18 protein-coding genes are annotated in these 17,780 nt (G+C 63.1%); all 18 read right to left on the bottom strand.

Annotated elements, in window-relative coordinates:
* Window positions 1-15: 15 nt before the first annotated feature.
* Complete coding sequence (locus BME24068_RS02755; RefSeq protein WP_096507606.1) at window positions 16-1,212, bottom strand: acyl-CoA dehydrogenase family protein; 1,197 nt, start codon at window positions 1,210-1,212, stop codon at window positions 16-18.
* A 54-nt stretch (window positions 1,213-1,266) separates the two neighbouring features.
* The gene (locus BME24068_RS02750; RefSeq protein ID WP_174925065.1) at window positions 1,267-1,689 is read right to left on the bottom strand and encodes a DUF1178 family protein; all 423 of its coding nucleotides are present in this window, start codon (window positions 1,687-1,689) and stop codon (window positions 1,267-1,269) included.
* 135 nt (window positions 1,690-1,824) lie between these two features.
* Window positions 1,825-2,415: an NUDIX domain-containing protein gene (locus tag BME24068_RS02745; protein WP_096507608.1), complete on the bottom strand. Its 591-nt coding sequence runs from the start codon at window positions 2,413-2,415 to the stop codon at window positions 1,825-1,827.
* Window positions 2,416-2,458: 43 nt separating this feature from the next.
* A complete protein-coding gene (locus tag BME24068_RS02740) occupies window positions 2,459-2,755 on the bottom strand; it encodes a DUF2818 family protein (RefSeq protein WP_174925064.1) in 297 nt (98 codons plus the stop codon).
* On the bottom strand, window positions 2,755-4,209 hold the full coding sequence (gene nuoN / locus BME24068_RS02735) for an NADH-quinone oxidoreductase subunit NuoN (RefSeq protein ID WP_172441934.1): 1,455 nt from the start codon (window positions 4,207-4,209) through the stop codon (window positions 2,755-2,757). Before nuoN ends, BME24068_RS02740 begins: the two co-directional genes overlap by 1 nt.
* 36 nt (window positions 4,210-4,245) lie before the next feature.
* The gene (locus BME24068_RS02730) at window positions 4,246-5,736 is read right to left on the bottom strand and encodes an NADH-quinone oxidoreductase subunit M (RefSeq protein WP_174925063.1); all 1,491 of its coding nucleotides are present in this window, start codon (window positions 5,734-5,736) and stop codon (window positions 4,246-4,248) included.
* Window positions 5,737-5,752: 16 nt separating this feature from the next.
* The gene (gene nuoL / locus BME24068_RS02725) at window positions 5,753-7,807 is read right to left on the bottom strand and encodes an NADH-quinone oxidoreductase subunit L (RefSeq protein WP_174925062.1); all 2,055 of its coding nucleotides are present in this window, start codon (window positions 7,805-7,807) and stop codon (window positions 5,753-5,755) included.
* 17 nt (window positions 7,808-7,824) lie between these two features.
* Window positions 7,825-8,130, bottom strand: coding sequence for an NADH-quinone oxidoreductase subunit NuoK (gene nuoK, locus BME24068_RS02720; RefSeq protein ID WP_084904490.1), 306 nt, complete (start codon window positions 8,128-8,130; stop codon window positions 7,825-7,827).
* Window positions 8,131-8,149: 19 nt separating this feature from the next.
* The gene (locus BME24068_RS02715; RefSeq protein WP_096507613.1) at window positions 8,150-8,800 is read right to left on the bottom strand and encodes an NADH-quinone oxidoreductase subunit J; all 651 of its coding nucleotides are present in this window, start codon (window positions 8,798-8,800) and stop codon (window positions 8,150-8,152) included.
* Between the two features lie 104 nt (window positions 8,801-8,904).
* Window positions 8,905-9,393 carry an NADH-quinone oxidoreductase subunit NuoI gene (nuoI, locus tag BME24068_RS02710; protein WP_006398806.1) on the bottom strand — a complete coding sequence of 163 codons (489 nt, stop codon included), beginning with the start codon at window positions 9,391-9,393 and terminating at the stop codon, window positions 8,905-8,907.
* A 15-nt stretch (window positions 9,394-9,408) separates the two neighbouring features.
* On the bottom strand, window positions 9,409-10,476 hold the full coding sequence (nuoH, locus tag BME24068_RS02705) for an NADH-quinone oxidoreductase subunit NuoH (RefSeq protein ID WP_096507614.1): 1,068 nt from the start codon (window positions 10,474-10,476) through the stop codon (window positions 9,409-9,411).
* The gene (gene nuoG / locus BME24068_RS02700; RefSeq protein WP_174925061.1) at window positions 10,477-12,807 is read right to left on the bottom strand and encodes an NADH-quinone oxidoreductase subunit NuoG; all 2,331 of its coding nucleotides are present in this window, start codon (window positions 12,805-12,807) and stop codon (window positions 10,477-10,479) included.
* A gap of 85 nt (window positions 12,808-12,892) precedes the next feature.
* A complete protein-coding gene (gene nuoF, locus BME24068_RS02695; RefSeq protein ID WP_096507616.1) occupies window positions 12,893-14,203 on the bottom strand; it encodes an NADH-quinone oxidoreductase subunit NuoF in 1,311 nt (436 codons plus the stop codon).
* Entirely contained in the window at window positions 14,200-14,685 is a 486-nt protein-coding gene (gene nuoE, locus BME24068_RS02690; protein ID WP_096507617.1) for an NADH-quinone oxidoreductase subunit NuoE, read from the bottom strand. The genes nuoF and nuoE overlap by 4 nt, the downstream gene beginning before the upstream one ends.
* A 168-nt stretch (window positions 14,686-14,853) precedes the next feature.
* The gene (locus tag BME24068_RS02685; protein ID WP_096507618.1) at window positions 14,854-16,107 is read right to left on the bottom strand and encodes an NADH-quinone oxidoreductase subunit D; all 1,254 of its coding nucleotides are present in this window, start codon (window positions 16,105-16,107) and stop codon (window positions 14,854-14,856) included.
* 9 nt (window positions 16,108-16,116) lie between these two features.
* On the bottom strand, window positions 16,117-16,719 hold the full coding sequence (locus BME24068_RS02680; protein WP_096507619.1) for an NADH-quinone oxidoreductase subunit C: 603 nt from the start codon (window positions 16,717-16,719) through the stop codon (window positions 16,117-16,119).
* Window positions 16,720-16,741: 22 nt separating this feature from the next.
* Complete coding sequence (locus BME24068_RS02675) at window positions 16,742-17,221, bottom strand: NuoB/complex I 20 kDa subunit family protein (protein WP_004186402.1); 480 nt, start codon at window positions 17,219-17,221, stop codon at window positions 16,742-16,744.
* Window positions 17,222-17,283: 62 nt separating this feature from the next.
* Complete coding sequence (locus BME24068_RS02670) at window positions 17,284-17,643, bottom strand: NADH-quinone oxidoreductase subunit A (protein ID WP_096507621.1); 360 nt, start codon at window positions 17,641-17,643, stop codon at window positions 17,284-17,286.
* Between the last annotated feature and the right edge of the window lie 137 nt (window positions 17,644-17,780).

The raw sequence follows: 17,780 nt of genomic DNA, 5'->3' as shown, positions 1-17,780 counted from the left end.
TGCGTCGCGGCCGGCTCACAGCCCCAGAATCATCTGCGCGATGATGTTCTTCTGAATCTCGTTCGAACCGCCGTAGATCGAGGTCTTCCGATAGTTGAAGTAGTACGCGGCGAGCGGCGCCGCATCGTCGTCGCCCGCGATGCCGTGCTCACGCTCGCCTTCGAGGAACGGCACGTCGAATGGTGCGGCAAGCGGACCGATCGCCTCGAACATCAGTTCGGTGAGCGCCTGCTGCACTTCGGTACCCTTGATCTTCAGCATCGACGCCTCGGGGCCCGGCCCCTTGCCGCTCGTCTCGCGGCTCACGACGCGCAGCACCGTCACCTCGAGCGCCATCAGCTCGACTTCGAGCGCCGCGACCTTCGCGGCGAACACGGGGTCGGCAAGCAACGGCTTGCCGTTCTTGCGCTGGTTCGACGCCACGCGCTTCAGGAACACGAGCTCGCGCTTGGACGCGCCGACGCGCGCGATGCCGGTACGCTCGTGGCCCAGCAGGTACTTCGCGTAGGTCCAGCCGCGGTTTTCGTCGCCGACGAGGTTCTCGACGGGCACCTTCACGTCCTCGAAGAACACCTCGTTGACCTCGTGGTCCTCGTCGAGCGTGATGATCGGGCGCACCGTGATGCCGGGCGTCTTCATGTCGATCAGCAGGAACGAGATGCCCTCCTGCTTCTTCGCCGCCGGGTCGGTACGCACGAGGCAGAACATCATGTCGGCATACTGGCCGAGCGTCGTCCAGGTCTTCTGACCGTTGACGACGTAGTGGTCGCCGTGGCGCTCGGCACGCGTGCGCAGCGACGCGAGATCCGACCCGGAGCCCGGCTCCGAGTAGCCCTGGCACCACCAGTCGGTACCGTCGAGAATGCGCGGCAGGTAATGGCGCTTCTGCGCTTCGCTGCCGTATTTCATCAGCACCGGTGCGACCATCGACACGCCGAACGGCAGCACGGTCGGCGCGCCGATGCGCGCGCACTCCTCGTCCCAGATGTGCCGCTGCGTCGCGTTCCAGCCCGGGCCGCCGTATTCGGTCGGCCAGGCAGGCGCGGACCAGCCGCGCTGGCCGAGAATGCGGTGCCAGCTCGCGAAGTCCTCGCGGCCGAGTCGTTTGTGATCGAGTACTTTGGCGCGCAGTGCGTGAGGCAGATTCGCCTCGAGCCAGGCGCGGACGTCAACGCGGAATGCGTCGTCGGCGGGGGAATAATCCAGATCCATGCGCAGTGTCTCCTGGCCGCGGCCATCCGGCCCGGCGAGGACACGCTGCGTACGTCATTGCAGCGGTTCTTTCAGCGCGGCAGGAATCGGCAACGGCATCACTTCGATGCCTTCTTCGGCGAGGGACTGCGCATCCGCCGGCGTCGTGACGCCACGAATGCTGCGCGCGGGCGCCTCGTTGTAATGGATGCGCCGCGCTTCCTCGGCGAAGCGCTCGCCCACGTTCTCGGTCTTCTCCAGCACCTCGCGCAGCGCACGCATCGCCTGCGCCTGGAGCGCACGCGGATCGGCCGGCTTGGCCTGCGTCGCGCCAGACAGGTTCAGGCGCGGCGCCGACGGCATCCGGTTGATCTCGGTCGTCCCGCACACCGGGCATTCGACCAGCTTGCGGGACAACTGCGCTTCGAACTCATCGGCGGAAGCGAACCAGCCTTCGAACCGATGACCGTGCGGGCACTGTAAATCGAGGACCTTCATGCTGAATCAGGGCGTGTGACGAGTGTAGCGCAAAAAGCGCTTTTGTGAACGATCGTGCTAAACCAGGATCGCGCGGCCGGAGGCGGCCGCGTCATACGATTGTAACGCGGCGCCCTGCCCGCCGCTGACGTGCCGTCAGGGCTTCTGAACCGGGCCGAGCGGCCACGTGCCGGACAGCACCTTGTCGAGCCACATCGTGCCGATGATCGTCTTCACGTCGGTGATCTGGCCCGTGCGCACCCATTCCTGCAGGTCGGCCTGCGTCGCCGTGAAGGTTTCGAGAAACTCGCCTTCGTCGAGCTTGCGCTCGCCGGCGGTCAGCCCGCGCGCGAGGTACAGGTCGATGAATTCGGTCGAGTAGGAAATGATCGGGTGGATCCGGGCCAGGAACACGTATTCGCGCGCCGTGTAGCCGGTTTCTTCGCGCAGCTCTCGCACCGCGCAGGCGAGCGCACCTTCGTTCGGATCGAGCTTGCCGGCCGGAAATTCGGCCATGACCTTGCCGATCGGATAGCGATACTGGCTTTCCATCAGCACGCGGCCGTCGTCGAACAGCGGGATCACCATCACGGCGCCCGGGTGCTGGACGTATTCGCGCGTGGCTTGCTTGCCGTCCGGCAGGCGGACGGTATCGCGCTTGAGCTTGAGGAACGAGCCTTCGAAAATCGCCTCGCTCTCGACGCAGGTTTCGGTCAGTGCGGCATCGTGATTGGGTAGTTCGGCCATCGGGCTGCTCCGGGGAAGTGGGCACGCGACGGCCGAAGGCCGGTCAGCGTCGTTTGACTAGATACTGGAACGTGAAGCCGGGGAACGCGAACACGACGAACAGACTGAACGTGATCGCGTAGAACTGCCAGCCTTGTTCGAAGCGGTTGCCGGCGCGCGACTCGAGCCAGAAGCCGAGTGCGCCGACGATGAAATACAGCACGATCAGCTCGCCGATCCGAACCCACGCGTTCTTCTTCGCCGCACCGATCGGCACGACGGCAAAGACGCGTTGGTTCAGGAACGGCACGTTGGCGCATACGAACGCCAACAGCACAATGAACCAGCCGGCTGCCGACATTACAGCGGCAGCGTATGACGAATTGCCTGCAGGCAGGCCGTCAGCAGCGGGCTCGGGATCAGGCCGAGCACGACAACCGCGAGACCGTTCACCACGAGCAGCGTGCGCTTGCAGAAGTCGCCGGTGATCGGAGCCGTGTCCTGCGGCGCATCGAAGTACATCAGCTTGACGATACGCAGGTAGTAGAACGCGCCGAACAGCGACGTGATCACGGCCAGCACGGCCAGCCACGTCAGACCCGCGTTGACGGTCGCCTCGAGCACGGCGAGCTTCGCGTAGAAGCCGACGGTCGGCGGAATGCCGGCCAGCGAGAACATCATGACCATCATCACGAACGCGAACACCGGGCTGCGCTTGTTGAGCCCCTTGAAGTCGTCGATCGTTTCCGCCTCGAAATCGCGGCGCGCGAGCAGCATCACCACGCCGAACGAACCCAGCGTCGTGATCAGATAGACGATCGCGTAGAACATCGCCGAGCTGTACGCACCCGCCGGTGCGGCCGCGTCGCCCTTCACGATGCCGGCGAGCAGGCCGAGCAGCACGAAGCCCATGTTCGAGATCGCCGAGTACGCGAGCATCCGCTTGATGTTGCGCTGGACGATACCGGTGATGTTACCGACGATCAGCGACAACGCGGCGAGAATCACGAGCGCGGTCTGCCAGTTCTGCGCGAGCGGCAGCAGGCCCATCACCAGGAAGCGCAGGCCCCACGCGAACGCGGCAACCTTCGGGCCGCCGCCGACGAACAGCGTCATCGCGGTCGGTGCGCCCTGGTAGACGTCCGGCACCCACATGTGGAACGGCACGGCGCCGAGCTTGAACGCGATACCGGCGACGATGAAGATCACGCCGAACATCAGCACGGCAGCGTCGGTGTTGCCGCCGACCGCCTTGTACACCTCGCCCAGCTCGAGCGAGCCGGTCGCGCCGTAGAGCATCGAGATGCCGTACAGCACGAAGCCCGACGCGAGCGCGCCCAGCACGTAGTACTTCATCGCGGCTTCGCTCGACTGCGTGGCATCGGGGCGCAGCGCGATGATCGCGTACAGCGACAGCGACATCAGTTCGAGGCCGAGGTACAGCGTCAGGAAGTTGTTGCCCGACACCATCACCAACTGACCGAGCAGCGAGAACATGCCGAGCAGGAACACGTCGCCGCGGAACATGTCGCGGTCTTCGAGGTACTTGCGCGAATAGACGAGCGTGACCGCGAAGCCGATCGACACGACGGCCTTCATCATGCTCGCGAACGAGTCGACGACGACCATCCGCGAGAAGAAGTAGTACTGCTGCGGATCCAGCGCCTGCACGGCGAACCATACGCCTGCGACGACCGACGAAACCACCGCGATCAGATAGGTGAGGCGGCGGCCGGCGGCACCCGTAAAGGTGTCGTTCAGCCATGCGACGACGATGGCGACCATCACCAGCGCGTCAGGCAACAGGACATTCATAGGAGCATTCATGATTTTGATTTCCTCCGCTCGCGATTACTGCGCCAGCGGCAGCTTGGACTGCGCGACGTGGGAGAGGAGGTTTTCCACGGAAACGTGCATCACGTCGGTGAAAGGCTTCGGATACAGGCCCATCAACAGCGTGAACGCGGCAAGCACGGCCAGCATCAGGAACTCGCGACGGCCGATGTCCTTCAGCTTGGCAACGTGATCGTTCGCAACCGCGCCGAAGTACACGCGCTTGTACATCCACAGCGTGTAGGCGGCGCCGAGGATCAGCGTGAACGCTGCGCCGAACGCGATCCAGAAGTTGTACTGGACGGCTGCGAGAATCACCATGAACTCGCCGACGAAACCCGAGGTGCCCGGCAGGCCGCAGTTGGCCATCGAGAACAGCATCGCGAACGCCGCGAACTTCGGCATCACGTTCACGACGCCGCCGTAGTCGGCGATCTGGCGCGAGTGCAGGCGGTCGTACAGCACACCGATACACAGGAACATCGCACCCGACACGAAGCCGTGCGAGATCATCTGGATGATCGCGCCTTCGACGCCGAGCTGGTTGAAGATGAAGAAACCGAGCGTGACGAAGCCCATGTGCGCGATCGACGAATACGCGACCAGCTTCTTCATGTCGGCCTGCACCATCGCGACGAGGCCGATGTAGATCACCGCGATCAGCGACAGCGTGATCACGACCGGCGCCAGGAAGTGGCTTGCGTCAGGCGTGATCGGCAGCGAGAAACGCAGGAAACCGTACGCGCCGAGCTTCAGCATGATCGCTGCCAGCACGACCGAGCCGCCCGTCGGCGCTTCCACGTGCGCGTCCGGCAGCCAGGTGTGCACCGGCCACATCGGCACCTTCACCGCGAACGCGAGGAAGAACGCGATGAACAGCAGGATCTGCGGCGTCATCGCGATCTTCGCGTCCTGCCACGTCGCGAGGTCGAACGAATGCGTCTGCGTGTACAGGTAGATCAGCGCGACCAGCATCAGCAGCGAACCGGCCAGCGTGTACAGGAAGAACTTGAATGCCGCATACACGCGATTCGGACCGCCCCACACACCGATGATGATGTACATCGGGATCAGGGTCGCTTCGAAGAACACGTAGAACAGCAGGCCGTCGGCCGACGAGAACACGCCGATCATGATCCCCGAGAGGATCAGGAACGCCGCGAGGTACTGCGCGACGTTCTCGGTGATCACTTCCCACGCGGCGATCACGACGATTACCGTGATCAGCGCGGTCAGCACCACGAACCACATCGACAGGCCGTCGACCCCCAGGTGATACGAGATGTCGAAGCGTTCGATCCAGGTCGAATGCTCGACGAACTGCAGCGCTGCCGTGCTCGAGTCGAAGCCCGTGATCAGCGGAATCGTGACCGCGAGCCCGAGCAGCGAACCGACCAGCGCGACCCAGCGGGCCGTCCCCGGCTTTCTGTCGTTACCCACCACGAGCACGAGGAGGCCGAAAACGATCGGCAGCCAGATCGCGGTACTGAGAATCGGAAAAGCGTGCATTAAGTTGTCCCCCGTCTTATTTGCCGCCCAGCGTCACAAACAGGGTCAGGAGCCCCAGCATGCCGATGATCATGGCGAACGCGTAGTGATAGATGTAACCGGATTGCAGGAAGCGGATCACGCTGGCGAACCAGCCGATGAACCGGGCGCTGCCGTTCACGAGGCCGTCGATCACCACGACGTCACCCTCCTTCCACAGGCCTCGGCCGAGCGCCACCGAACCACGGGCGAACACCACCTCGTTGATCTTGTCCATGTAGTACTTGTTGTCGAGCAGCGTGTAGATCGGACCGCACGCGCGGCGGATCGACGCCGGCAGTTCCGGACGCTTCAGGTACAGGAACCACGCGACAACCACGCCGGCGAGCGCCAGCCACACCGGCAGGCCCGACACCGAGTGCAGGCCCATGCCCACCCAGCCGTGGAACTCCTCGGCCATTTCGGCCAGTGCCGGATGATTCGCGCCGATGAAGATCACCTTGTCGAACGCGACGCCGTGCTGGAAGAAGTCGCCGAACAGCATCGGGCCGACCGCGATCGCACCGATGATCACCGACGGGATCGCCAGCAGGACCAGCGGCACCCACACGACCCACGGGGTCTCGTGCGGCTCGTGCGCGTGGTCGTCATGACCGTGGCCATGGCCGTGATCGTCGTGACCGTGTGCGGCCGCCATGCCCATCGGCGATTCCGGATGCTTCGGCTTGCGGAAACGCTCTTCGCCGTGGAACACCAGGAAGTACATGCGGAACGAGTACAGCGCCGTGACGAACACGCTCGCGACCACCGCGAAGTATGCGAAGCCCGAACCCGGCAGGTTCGACAGCTTCACGGCGTCGATGATCGAGTCCTTCGAGTAGAAGCCCGCGAAGAACGGCGTACCGATCAGCGCCAGCGAACCGACGAGCGACGTGATCCACGTGATCGGCATGTACTTGCGCAGGCCGCCCATGTTGCGCATGTCCTGGTCGTGGTGCATGCCGATGATCACCGAACCGGCGCCGAGGAACAGCAGCGCCTTGAAGAACGCGTGCGTCATCAGGTGGAACACGGCGACCGGGTAAGCGGACACGCCGAGCGCAACCGTCATGTAGCCGAGCTGCGACAGCGTCGAGTACGCGACGACACGCTTGATGTCGTTCTGAATGATGCCGAGGAAGCCCATGAACAGCGCCGTGATCGCGCCGATCACCGTGATGAACGACAGCGCGGCGTCCGACAGCTCGAACAGCGGCGACATGCGCGCCACCATGAAGATGCCGGCCGTCACCATCGTCGCCGCGTGAATCAGCGCGGAAATCGGGGTCGGGCCTTCCATCGAGTCAGGCAGCCACACGTGCAGCGGGAATTGTGCCGACTTGCCCATCGCGCCGATGAACAGGCAGATACAGGCGACGGTCAGCAGGCCCCAGTCGGTGCCCGGGAAGTGCAGGCTCGCGAGCTCCGCGCGCTTCGCGAACACTTCGCCGTAGTTCATCGAACCCGCGAACGCGAGCAGCAGGCCGATGCCCAGCAGGAAGCCGAAGTCGCCCACGCGGTTCACGAGGAACGCCTTCATGTTCGCGTAGATCGCGCTTTCACGCGTGAAGTAGAAGCCGATCAGCAGGTACGACACCAGACCCACCGCTTCCCAGCCGAAGAACAGCTGCAGGAAGTTGTTGCTCATCACGAGCATCAGCATCGAGAACGTGAACAGCGAGATGTACGAGAAGAAGCGCTGGTAGCCGTCTTCTTCCGACATGTAGCCGATCGTGTAGATGTGCACCATCAGCGAGACGAAGGTCACGACGACCATCATCATCGCGGTCAGCGAATCGACGAGGAAGCCGATTTCAAGTTTCAGCGAGCCGACGTTCATCCATTGATAGATGGTCGCGTTGAAGCTCGCGCCCCCCATCACGTCGAGGAAGACTTTCGCCGACAGCAGAAACGCGATCAATACGCCGAGGATCGTGATCCGGTGTGCGCCCTTACGCCCTACAGCGTTCCCGAACAGCCCCGCAATCAGCGAGCCGGCCAGCGGAGCGAGCGGAATCGCCAGCAGCAGGTTTTCATTGAGTGTCGTTGACATAACAGCGTTACCTGAAATTAGCCCTTGAGCTGATCGAGATCCTCGACATTGATCGTGTCGAGCTTACGGAACAGGGTCACCAGAATCGCGAGACCGATCGCCGCTTCCGCTGCTGCGACGGTCAACACGAAGAACACGAAGATCTGGCCGTGTATATCGCCGAGGTAGTGAGAAAACGCGACGAAGTTGGTGTTCACCGCCAGCAGCATCAGTTCGATCGCCATCAGGATGATGATGATGTTGCGGCGGTTGAGAAAGATCCCGACGATCGCGATCGCAAAGAGGATCGCGCCGAGCACGAGGTAGTGAGCAAGAGTCAACATGGTTTTCTTTTTCCTCCGCTTAGCCGTTGGTGCTCGTACCGGCTTCGCTCTGCGCCGTTTCCGGCTGCGGCTTTTCCGCTTCCATCTTCACGAGGCGCACGCGGTCGGCGCGACGCACCTTGACCTGATCCGACACGCGCTGGCGCTTGCTGTCCTTGCCCTTGCGCTCGGTCAGCCCGATCGCGGCGATGATCGCGACCAGCAGCACGAGGCCGGCGATTTCGAACGCGAAGATGTAGTCGGTGTAGATCACCTTGCCGATCAGTCGCGTGTTCGACCAGTCGGCCATCGCGCCAGTCGCCATCGCATGCGCCGAGTGCGTGTCGCCGTAGCCGCGCCACAGGATCAGCGCGGTCTCGACCACGATGATCGCGCCGACCACCGTTGCCATCGGCACGAAGCGCTTGAAGTCGCGACGCAGGTAATCGACGTTGATGTCCAGCATCATCACGACGAACAGGAACAGCACCATCACCGCGCCCACGTACACCAGCACCAGCAGGATCGCAAGGAACTCCGCTTCCAGCAGCATCCAGATCGCGGCGGCGTTGAAGAACGCCAGCACAAGGAAAAGCGCAGACGCCACCGGGTTGCGCGAAGTGATCACCTTCAGCCCTGATACCACCAGGAGCAGCGCGAAGATGTAGAACAGTACGGTCGTGAATTCCATGATTACCGGTTCATCGTTAGGCCATAGTCAGGCGCGGCTTGCGGGACGCCCGCACCCGTCGCGGCGGCTGGCCCGTTGATGCCGGGCCGGCACTGCAAACACAATCAACGATACGGCGCGTCGGCAGCCTTCGCCGCTGCGATGTCCTTCTCGTAACGATCGCCCACTGCGAGCAGCATTTCCTTCGTGAAATACAGGTCGCCGCGCTTTTCGCCGTGGTACTCGAGAATCTGCGTCTCGACGATCGAATCGACCGGGCAGCTCTCTTCGCAGAAACCGCAGAAGATGCACTTCGTCAGGTCGATGTCGTAGCGCGTCGTGCGGCGCGTATTGTCCGCGCGCGTTTCCGATTCGATCGTGATCGCCAGTGCGGGGCACACGGCCTCGCAGAGCTTGCACGCGATGCAGCGCTCTTCGCCGTTCTCGTAGCGGCGCAGTGCATGCAGCCCGCGGAAACGCGGCGAAATCGGGGTCTTCTCTTCCGGGAACTGCACGGTGAACTTGCGCCGGAACGTGTAACGGCCGGTCAGCGCGAGCCCCTTCAGCAGCTCCGTCAGGAAGAAGGTCTTAAAGAAGTGTTGGATTGCCGTCATGATTTCGTCCGATCTTTACTTCACCCAGATGTTGAGCGGCGACATCATCCAGAAGCCGACCACGACCACCCAGATCACCGTGACGGGCAGGAACACCTTCCAGCCCAGGCGCATGATCTGGTCGTAACGGTAGCGCGGGAACGTCGCGCGAACCCAGATGAACACCGACAGCAGCGCGAATACCTTCAGCACCAGCCAGAAGATGCCCGGAATGAACGACAGGAATTCGAACGGCGCATCCCAGCCGCCGAGGAACAGCGTCGCGGCCAGCGCCGAGATCACGATCATGTTGATGTACTCGGCGAGGAAGAACAGCGCGAACGCCATACCCGAGTAATCGATCATGTGACCCGCGACGATTTCCGACTCGCCTTCCACCACGTCGAACGGGTGACGGTTCGTTTCGGCGATGCCCGACACGAAGTAGACGACGAACGCCGGCAGCAGCGGCAGCCAGTTCCACGACAGGAAGTTCACGCCGTGGCCGGCGAAGAAGCCGTGCTGTTGCGAGCCGACGATTTCCGACAGGTTCAGGCTGCCTGCCGTCATCAGCACGAGCACCAGTGCGAAGCCCATCGAGATTTCGTACGAAACCATCTGGGCTGCTGCGCGCATCGCACCGAGGAACGCGTACTTCGAGTTCGACGCCCAGCCGGCGAGAATCACCGCGTAGACGCCGATCGACGAGATCGCCATCGCATACAGCAGGCCGGCGTTCACGTTCGCGAGCACGGCTTCGGCCTGGAACGGGATCACTGCCCACACGGCAAACGCCGGCACGACGGTCATGATCGGCGCGACCAGGTAGAGCCAGCGGCTGGCGGCGCTCGGCTGAATGACTTCCTTCAGCAGCAGCTTCAGCACGTCGGCGATCGGCTGCAACAAGCCGCCGGGGCCGACGCGGTTCGGGCCGAGACGCACGTGCATCCAGCCAATCAGCTTGCGTTCCCACAGAATCAGGTACGCGACGCACAGCAGGATGACGACGGCGACGACGAGGATGCGCACGAGTGCCCACACCGTCGGCCACGCGAAGCCGAGAAGCTGGGCCCCGCCCGCGTTGATCGTATCGAACAAGCTCATTTACGCCTTCTCCACCACCAGTTCACCGAACAGGCTGCCGAGCGCTGCGCCGGCAGGCGTTGCCGCCGACACGCGAACGACCGTCTCCGCAAGATTCGCGTCGCGCACGGCCGGCAACTGCACCGCACGCTCGCCCTGGCGCACGCGCACCGCGTCGCCTTCCTTCAAGCCCAGCTTGTCGAACAGCGCGGCCGGCAGGGCTGCGACGTTCGCCGCCTTCGCGGCAGCCGTCAGGTGCAGCGCACCCGCGCGGCGCACGAGTGCGTCGGCATGATAGATCGGCACATCGGCGAGACGCTCGAAGCTGCCGTTCGCGGCATTCGCCGCAACGCGCACCGGCGCGACCGACGTCTTGTTCGACAGGCTGCCCGCGACGCCGGCATCGCCGAGCGCGGCAAGACGCACTTCTTCCGCGGTCTCGTATTCGAAGTTCGGCAGGCCGAGGAGACTGCCAAGCACGCGCAGCACCTTCCACGCCGGACGCGTGTCGCCGAGCGGGCGCACGACGCCGTTGAAGCTCTGCACCGAGCCTTCGGCGTTCACGTACGTACCGGCCGTTTCCGTGAACGGAGCGATCGGCAGCACGACGTCCGCGTAATCGAGGCCGTGCTTGAACGGCGACATCACGACGACCATTTCAGCCTGGTTCAGCGCGGCAAGCGCCTGCGCCGGATCGGCCGTGTCGAATTCCGGTTCGACGTTCAGCAGCACGTAGCCCTTGCGCGGCTGCGCGAACGCTTCGCGTGCGTTCAGGCCGCCTTCGCCCGGCAGTGCGCCGACGACGTGCGCGCCGACCGTGTTCGCCGCTTCCGTCAGGAAGCCGAACGTAGCGCCGGTGTTCTCGGCGATCCACTGTGCAACGGCATGCAGCTTCGCGAATTCCGGATGACGGACGGCCACGTTGCCGAGCAGCACCGCGCGGCGCTCGCCGTTCGCGAGCGACTGTGCGACAGCCTGGGCGGCCGGCGATGCCGTGACGCCCGCGAGCGTGTCGGGCAGCGCGACGCCGCGCAGTTGCGCGACGGCCGCAGCGATGCCAGCGAGTTCGTCGAGCCATGCCGACGGCGCGGCGACGATGCGCTTCGCGGTACGGATCAGCGAGTCGTCGGCGGTCGCATGCAGGAAATGCAACTGCGCGCCGTTCTTCGCGGCCTGACGCAGGCGTGCGGCGAACAGCGGATGGTCGCGGCGCAGGAACGACCCGACGATGAACGCGGCATCCACGTTCGACAGGTCGGCGATCGGCATGCCGAGCCACGGTGCGCCCTGGACCGGTGCCGAGAAATCCTGCTGACGCAGACGGAAGTCGACGTTCGGCGTCTTCAGTTCGTTGGCGAGCTGCTTCACGAGGAACAGCTCTTCGGCGGTGCTGTGCGCGCTTGCGAGCATCGCCAGCGCGTTCGCGCCGTGATCCGCGGCGATACCCTTCAGCCCCTTCGCGACGTATTCGAGCGCGGTCTGCCAGTCGGTTTCGATCCACTGGCCGCCCTGCTTCAGCATCGGCTTGGTCAGGCGCTCTTCGCTGTTCAGGCCTTCGTACGAGAAACGATCCTTGTCCGAGATCCAGCATTCGTTGATCGCTTCGTTCTCGAACGGCAGCACGCGCATCACGCGGTTGTTCTTCACCTGCACGACGAGGTTCGCGCCGACGGAATCGTGCGCGCTCACCGACTTGCGGCGCGACAGTTCCCACGTACGGGCGCTGTAGCGGAACGGCTTGCTGGTCAGCGCGCCGACCGGGCACAGGTCGATCATGTTGCCCGACAGTTCGGAATCGACCGTCTTGCCGACGAACGTCGTGATTTCCGAGTGCTCGCCGCGGCCCAGCATGCCGAGCTCCATCACGCCGGCGATTTCCTGGCCGAAGCGGACGCAGCGCGTGCAGTGGATGCAACGCGACATTTCTTCCATCGAGATCAGCGGGCCGACGTTCTTGTGGAACACCACGCGCTTTTCTTCCGAGTAGCGCGACGACGACTTGCCGTAGCCGACCGCCAGATCCTGCAGCTGGCATTCACCGCCCTGATCGCAGATCGGGCAGTCGAGCGGGTGGTTGATGAGGAGGAATTCCATCACCGCCTGCTGACCCTTCACGGCCTTCTCGGACTGCGTGCGGACGATCATGCCGGCCGACACGGGCGTCGCGCAGGCAGGCACGGCCTTCGGCATCTTCTCGACTTCGACAAGACACATCCGGCAGTTGGCCGCAACCGACAGTTTCTTGTGATAGCAGAAGTGAGGAATGTACGTATCAGCCTTGTGTGCAGCCTGGATCACCATGCTGCCTTCGGGCACCTCGACCTTCTTGCCGTCTATTTCAAGTTCAACCATGATGGTGAATGGTCCTTAACCTATTTTCGCCCGCTCGCGCCTTGGCCCGACCGTGCGCTCAAATTCCGCAACCCGGTGCTTCGCTTCAGGCCGCTGCCGCGTGTGCGTGACCGCCGACCATGCAATGCTTGTGCTCGACGTGGTATGCGAATTCGTCCCAGTAGTGCTTGAGCATCCCGCGCACCGGCATCGCCGCTGCGTCGCCGAGCGCGCAGATCGTGCGGCCCATGATGTTCTCCGCAACCGAATTCAGCAGGTCCAGATCTTCCTGGCGACCTTCGCCGTGCTCGATACGATTCACGACGCGATACAGCCAGCCGGTGCCTTCACGGCACGGCGTGCACTGGCCGCACGATTCCTCGTAGTAGAAGTACGACAGACGCAGCAGCGAACGCACCATGCAGCGCGTCTCGTCCATCACGATCACCGCGCCGGAACCGAGCATCGAGCCCGCCTTCGCGATCGAGTCGTAATCGAGATCGGTCTGCATCATCATCTCGCCCGGAATCACCGGCGCCGACGAGCCGCCCGGAATCACGGCCTTGATCTTGCGACCGCCGCGCATCCCGCCGGCGAGCTCCATCAGCGTCGCGAACGGCGTGCCGAGCGGCACTTCGTAGTTGCCCGGACGCTCGACGTCGCCCGAGACCGAGAAAATCTTCGTGCCGCCGTTGTTCGGCTTGCCGATCTCGAGGTAATTCTGCGGCCCGATGGACAGCAGGAACGGCACCGCGGCAAACGTCTCGGTGTTGTTGATCGTGGTCGGCTTGCCGTACACGCCGAAGCTCGCCGGGAACGGCGGCTTGAAGCGCGGCTGGCCCTTCTTGCCTTCGAGCGACTCGAGCAGTGCCGTTTCCTCGCCGCAGATGTACGCGCCGTAACCGTGGTGCGCGTGCAGCTGGAACGAGAATTCCGAGCCCATGATGTTGTCGCCGAGGAAACCCGCGGCGCGCGCTTCCTCGAGCGCTGCCTCGAAGCGTCGATACACTTCGAAGATTTCGCCGTGGATGTAGTTGTAGCCGACGGTGATGCCCATCGCGTACGCGCCGATGGCCATGCCTTCGATCAGCGCATGCGGGTTCCAGCGCAGGATGTCGCGATCCTTGAACGTGCCCGGCTCGCCTTCGTCCGAGTTGCAGACGAGATACTTCTGCCCCGGGAACTGACGCGGCATGAAGCTCCACTTCAGGCCGGTCGGGAAGCCCGCACCGCCGCGGCCACGCAGGCCCGACGCCTTCACGTCGGCAATCACCTGCTCGGGCGTGATCTTTTCTTCGAGAATGCGGCGCAGCTGCTTGTAGCCGCCGCGCGCAACGTAGTCTTCGAGGTGCCAGTTCTCGCCGTTCAGACCAGCGAGGATCAGCGGTTTGATGTGACGGTCGTGGAGGGACGTCATTTCGAAAGCTCCTCAAGCAGCTGGTCGATCTTCTCGCGGCTCATGAAGCTGCACATTCTGTGATTGTTCACCAGCAGCACCGGCGCATCGCCGCACGAGCCCATGCATTCGCCTTCCTTCAGCGTGAACTTGCCATCGGGCGTGGTCTCGCCGAAGTCGATGCCCAGCTTCTGTTTCAGGTAGTCGGCCGTCGCTTCGGCGCCACCGTGCGGGCCCAGCTGGCACGGGAGGTTCGTGCAGAGCGTGATCTTGTGCTTGCCGACCGGTTTGAGCTCGTACATCGTGTAGAACGTCGCGACTTCCTGCACCGCGACGGCCGGCATGCCGAGATAGTTCGCGACGAACTGCATCAGTTCGGGCGACAGCCAGCCGTGCTCTTCCTGAGCAACGGCCAACGCCGACATCACGGCGGACTGTTTCTGATCGGCGGGATACTTCGTCAACGCTCGATCGATTTCTTTCAGGCCTTCAGCTGAGATCATTTTCAGACACGACTCTTTCAATTCCTACCGAACGAACAACCTGCCGCACTGCGGTGCATGCACGGCAGACCTGGCGCTCACTGTTGACAGCTTGCGAAGCCGCGCCGGTTCAGCGCGCATCGCGTGTGACTGACTGCTCGCCGCCCGCTCGCGCAGGCGGCGCAACCATTAGCGATCGATTTCGCCGAACACGATGTCCTGCGTACCGATGATCGTGACGGCGTCGGCAATCATGTGACCGCGCGCCATTTCGTCGAGCGACGCGAGATGCGCGAAGCCCGGTGCGCGAATCTTGAGGCGATACGGCTTGTTGGCACCATCCGACACGAGGTAGATGCCGAATTCGCCCTTCGGATGCTCGACTGCCGCGTACGCTTCGCCTTCCGGCACGTGAAAACCTTCGGTGAAGAGCTTGAAGTGGTGAATCAAGTCTTCCATGTTGGTCTTCATGCCGACGCGCGACGGCGGCGCAATCTTGTGATTGTCGGTCATCACCGGGCCCGGATTCTTGCGGAGCCACTCAATACACTGTTTCGCGATACGGACAGACTGGCGCATTTCTTCGACGCGCACCAGATAGCGGTCGTAGCAATCGCCGTTCACGCCGACCGGCACATCGAAATCCATGCGATCGTACACTTCGTACGGCTGCTTCTTGCGCAGATCCCACGCGATACCCGAGCCGCGCAGCATCGGGCCGGTCATGCCCATCTGCAGCGCACGTTCCGGGCTGACGACGCCGATCCCGACCAGACGCTGTTTCCAGATCCGGTTGTCGGTCAGCAGCGTTTCGTATTCGTCGATGCACTTCGGGAAGCGCGTGAAGAAGTCGTCGATGAAGTCGAGCACCGAGCCGCTGCGCGCTTCGTTCATCTTCGCGAGCGCCTTCTCGTTGCGAATCTTCGACGCCTTGTATTGCGGCATTGCGTCAGGCAGGTCGCGATAGACGCCGCCCGGACGGTAGTACGCCGCGTGCATCCGTGCGCCGGACACCGCTTCGTACACGTCCATCAGGTCTTCGCGCTCGCGGAATGCGTACAGGAACACCGCCATCGCGCCGACGTCGAGTCCGTGAGCGCCGATCCACATCAGGTGGTTCAGCACGCGCGTGATCTCGTCGAACAGCACGCGGATGTACTGCGCGCGCTCCGGCACTTCGATGCCGAGCAGACGTTCGATCGCGAGCACGTAACCGTGCTCGTTGATCATCATCGACACGTAGTCGAGACGATCCATGTACGGCACGGACTGGATGAAGGTCTTGTTTTCCGCGAGCTTTTCAGTCGCGCGGTGCAGCAGGCCGATGTGCGGATCGGCGCGCTGGATGACTTCGCCGTCGAGCTCGAGCACCAGGCGCAGCACGCCGTGCGCCGCCGGGTGTTGCGGGCCGAAGTTGAGGGTGTAGTTCTTGATTTCTGCCATGACGCCCCCTTAATGTTTCAGACCGCCATAGCGATCCTCGCGGATCACGCGCGGCGTGATTTCGCGCGGCTCGATCGTCACCGGCTGGTAGACCACCCGCTTCTCTTCCGGGTCGTAACGCATTTCGACGTAGCCCGACACCGGGAAGTCCTTGCGGAACGGGTGACCGATGAAGCCGTAGTCGGTAAGGATGCGGCGCAGATCGGGGTGCCCTTCGAACACCAGGCCGTACAGGTCGAACGCTTCGCGCTCGTACCAGTTTGCGGAGGTCCAGATGTCGACGACCGATGCCACGATCGGCAGATCGTCGTCCGGCGCGAATACGCGAAGGCGCAGGCGCCAATTGTTCGTGACCGACAGCAGCTGCGACACGGCGGCAAAACGCGGGCCGTCGTAGGCGCCGTCGCCGTAGGTCTGGTAGTCCACGCCGCAGAGGTCGATCAGCTGCTCGAAACGGAGCTTCGGATCGTCGCGCAGCGTCTTTGCGACTTCGAGGTAATCACTCGCCTTCACGACGAGCGTCAGTTCACCGATCGCTTCGGTGAGGCTCACCACGCGCGCGCCGAGCGCGGCTTCGAGGTTTGCCTTGAGGGTCTCGATTTTGCTTGCCATATTGAGGGGACGCTCGGGGGCTTTATTGACGGGCGATGGTGCTGGTGCGGCGGATCTTCGCCTGAAGCTGGATCACGCCGTAGACGAGCGCCTCGGCAGTGGGCGGACAACCCGGCACGTAGACGTCGACCGGCACGATCCGGTCACAGCCGCGGACCACCGAGTACGAGTAGTGGTAGTAGCCGCCGCCATTCGCGCACGACCCCATCGAGATCACCCAGCGCGGCTCGGCCATCTGGTCATACACGCGGCGCAGTGCCGGCGCCATCTTGTTGCAGAGCGTGCCGGCAACGATCATCACGTCGGACTGACGCGGGCTCGGACGGAACACGACACCGAACCGGTCCAGGTCATAACGGGCCGCGCCCGCATGCATCATCTCGACGGCGCAACACGCGAGCCCGAACGTCATCGGCCACAGCGAGCCGGTACGCGTCCAGTTGATCAGCTTGTCAGCCGTCGTGGTGACAAACCCTTCCTTCAAGACCCCTTCGATACTCATTTGCTTTCCACTCCAGACGGGCGACCCAGCGTGGCCGCCCATGCAAACCGGCGATTAGCCCATCACTCCCAGTCGAGGCCGCCCTTCTTCCAGATGTAGGCAAAGCCCAACAGGAATTCGAGCAGGAAAATCATCATTGCGATGAAACCGGGCCAGCCGATGTCCCGCAGCGCAACGCCCCACGGAAACAGAAATGCGGTTTCGAGATCGAAGATGATGAACAGGATGGCGACGAGGTAGTACCGGACGTCGAATTTCATCCGGGCGTCTTCAAAGGCTTCGAAGCCGCACTCGTACGGTGCGTTCTTCTCGACGTCCGGCTTGTTGGGACCAAGAAGCTTGCCGATGCTGATCAGCGCTATACCTAAACCAGTGCCCACGAGGAGGAACAACAAGACGGGGTAATAGGCTGCGAGGTTCAAGGCAATCCTCTATCGGTTAGTTCTGAGCGTCCGGAGAATACCACTTCCGGAGAAAGGAATCATTTCGGAGTGCCTGCAATCACAAGACAATCGCAAGACACACCCCAGAAATGAAAAATGCCAGCCACTCGGAAGCG

Source organism: Burkholderia anthina, assembly GCF_902498995.1.
Classification (GTDB): domain Bacteria; phylum Pseudomonadota; class Gammaproteobacteria; order Burkholderiales; family Burkholderiaceae; genus Burkholderia; species Burkholderia anthina.
The sequence above is the reverse complement of the archived record's forward strand: the minus strand, read 5'-3'. Positions and strand labels throughout refer to the sequence as shown.

What these genes read in the sequence shown, in the direction of transcription:
- BME24068_RS02740 (WP_174925064.1), bottom strand. Translation starts at nt 2,755, where the DNA reads ATGTCGGCAGCCGGCTGGTTCATTGTGCTGTTGGCGTTCGTATGCGCC.
- BME24068_RS02745 (WP_096507608.1), bottom strand. Translation starts at nt 2,415, where the DNA reads ATGGCCGAACTACCCAATCACGATGCCGCACTGACCGAAACCTGCGTC.
- nuoI (WP_006398806.1), bottom strand. Translation starts at nt 9,393, where the DNA reads ATGACGGCAATCCAACACTTCTTTAAGACCTTCTTCCTGACGGAGCTG.
- BME24068_RS02675 (WP_004186402.1), bottom strand. Translation starts at nt 17,221, where the DNA reads ATGAGTATCGAAGGGGTCTTGAAGGAAGGGTTTGTCACCACGACGGCT.
- nuoE (WP_096507617.1), bottom strand. Translation starts at nt 14,685, where the DNA reads ATGATCTCAGCTGAAGGCCTGAAAGAAATCGATCGAGCGTTGACGAAG.
- nuoL (WP_174925062.1), bottom strand. Translation starts at nt 7,807, where the DNA reads ATGTCAACGACACTCAATGAAAACCTGCTGCTGGCGATTCCGCTCGCT.
- BME24068_RS02685 (WP_096507618.1), bottom strand. Translation starts at nt 16,107, where the DNA reads ATGGCAGAAATCAAGAACTACACCCTCAACTTCGGCCCGCAACACCCG.
- BME24068_RS02730 (WP_174925063.1), bottom strand. Translation starts at nt 5,736, where the DNA reads ATGCACGCTTTTCCGATTCTCAGTACCGCGATCTGGCTGCCGATCGTT.
- nuoK (WP_084904490.1), bottom strand. Translation starts at nt 8,130, where the DNA reads ATGTTGACTCTTGCTCACTACCTCGTGCTCGGCGCGATCCTCTTTGCG.
- BME24068_RS02715 (WP_096507613.1), bottom strand. Translation starts at nt 8,800, where the DNA reads ATGGAATTCACGACCGTACTGTTCTACATCTTCGCGCTGCTCCTGGTG.
- BME24068_RS02750 (WP_174925065.1), bottom strand. Translation starts at nt 1,689, where the DNA reads ATGAAGGTCCTCGATTTACAGTGCCCGCACGGTCATCGGTTCGAAGGC.
- BME24068_RS02680 (WP_096507619.1), bottom strand. Translation starts at nt 16,719, where the DNA reads ATGGCAAGCAAAATCGAGACCCTCAAGGCAAACCTCGAAGCCGCGCTC.
- nuoF (WP_096507616.1), bottom strand. Translation starts at nt 14,203, where the DNA reads ATGACGTCCCTCCACGACCGTCACATCAAACCGCTGATCCTCGCTGGT.
- nuoH (WP_096507614.1), bottom strand. Translation starts at nt 10,476, where the DNA reads ATGAGCTTGTTCGATACGATCAACGCGGGCGGGGCCCAGCTTCTCGGC.
- nuoN (WP_172441934.1), bottom strand. Translation starts at nt 4,209, where the DNA reads ATGAATGTCCTGTTGCCTGACGCGCTGGTGATGGTCGCCATCGTCGTC.
- nuoG (WP_174925061.1), bottom strand. Translation starts at nt 12,807, where the DNA reads ATGGTTGAACTTGAAATAGACGGCAAGAAGGTCGAGGTGCCCGAAGGC.
- BME24068_RS02755 (WP_096507606.1), bottom strand. Translation starts at nt 1,212, where the DNA reads ATGGATCTGGATTATTCCCCCGCCGACGACGCATTCCGCGTTGACGTC.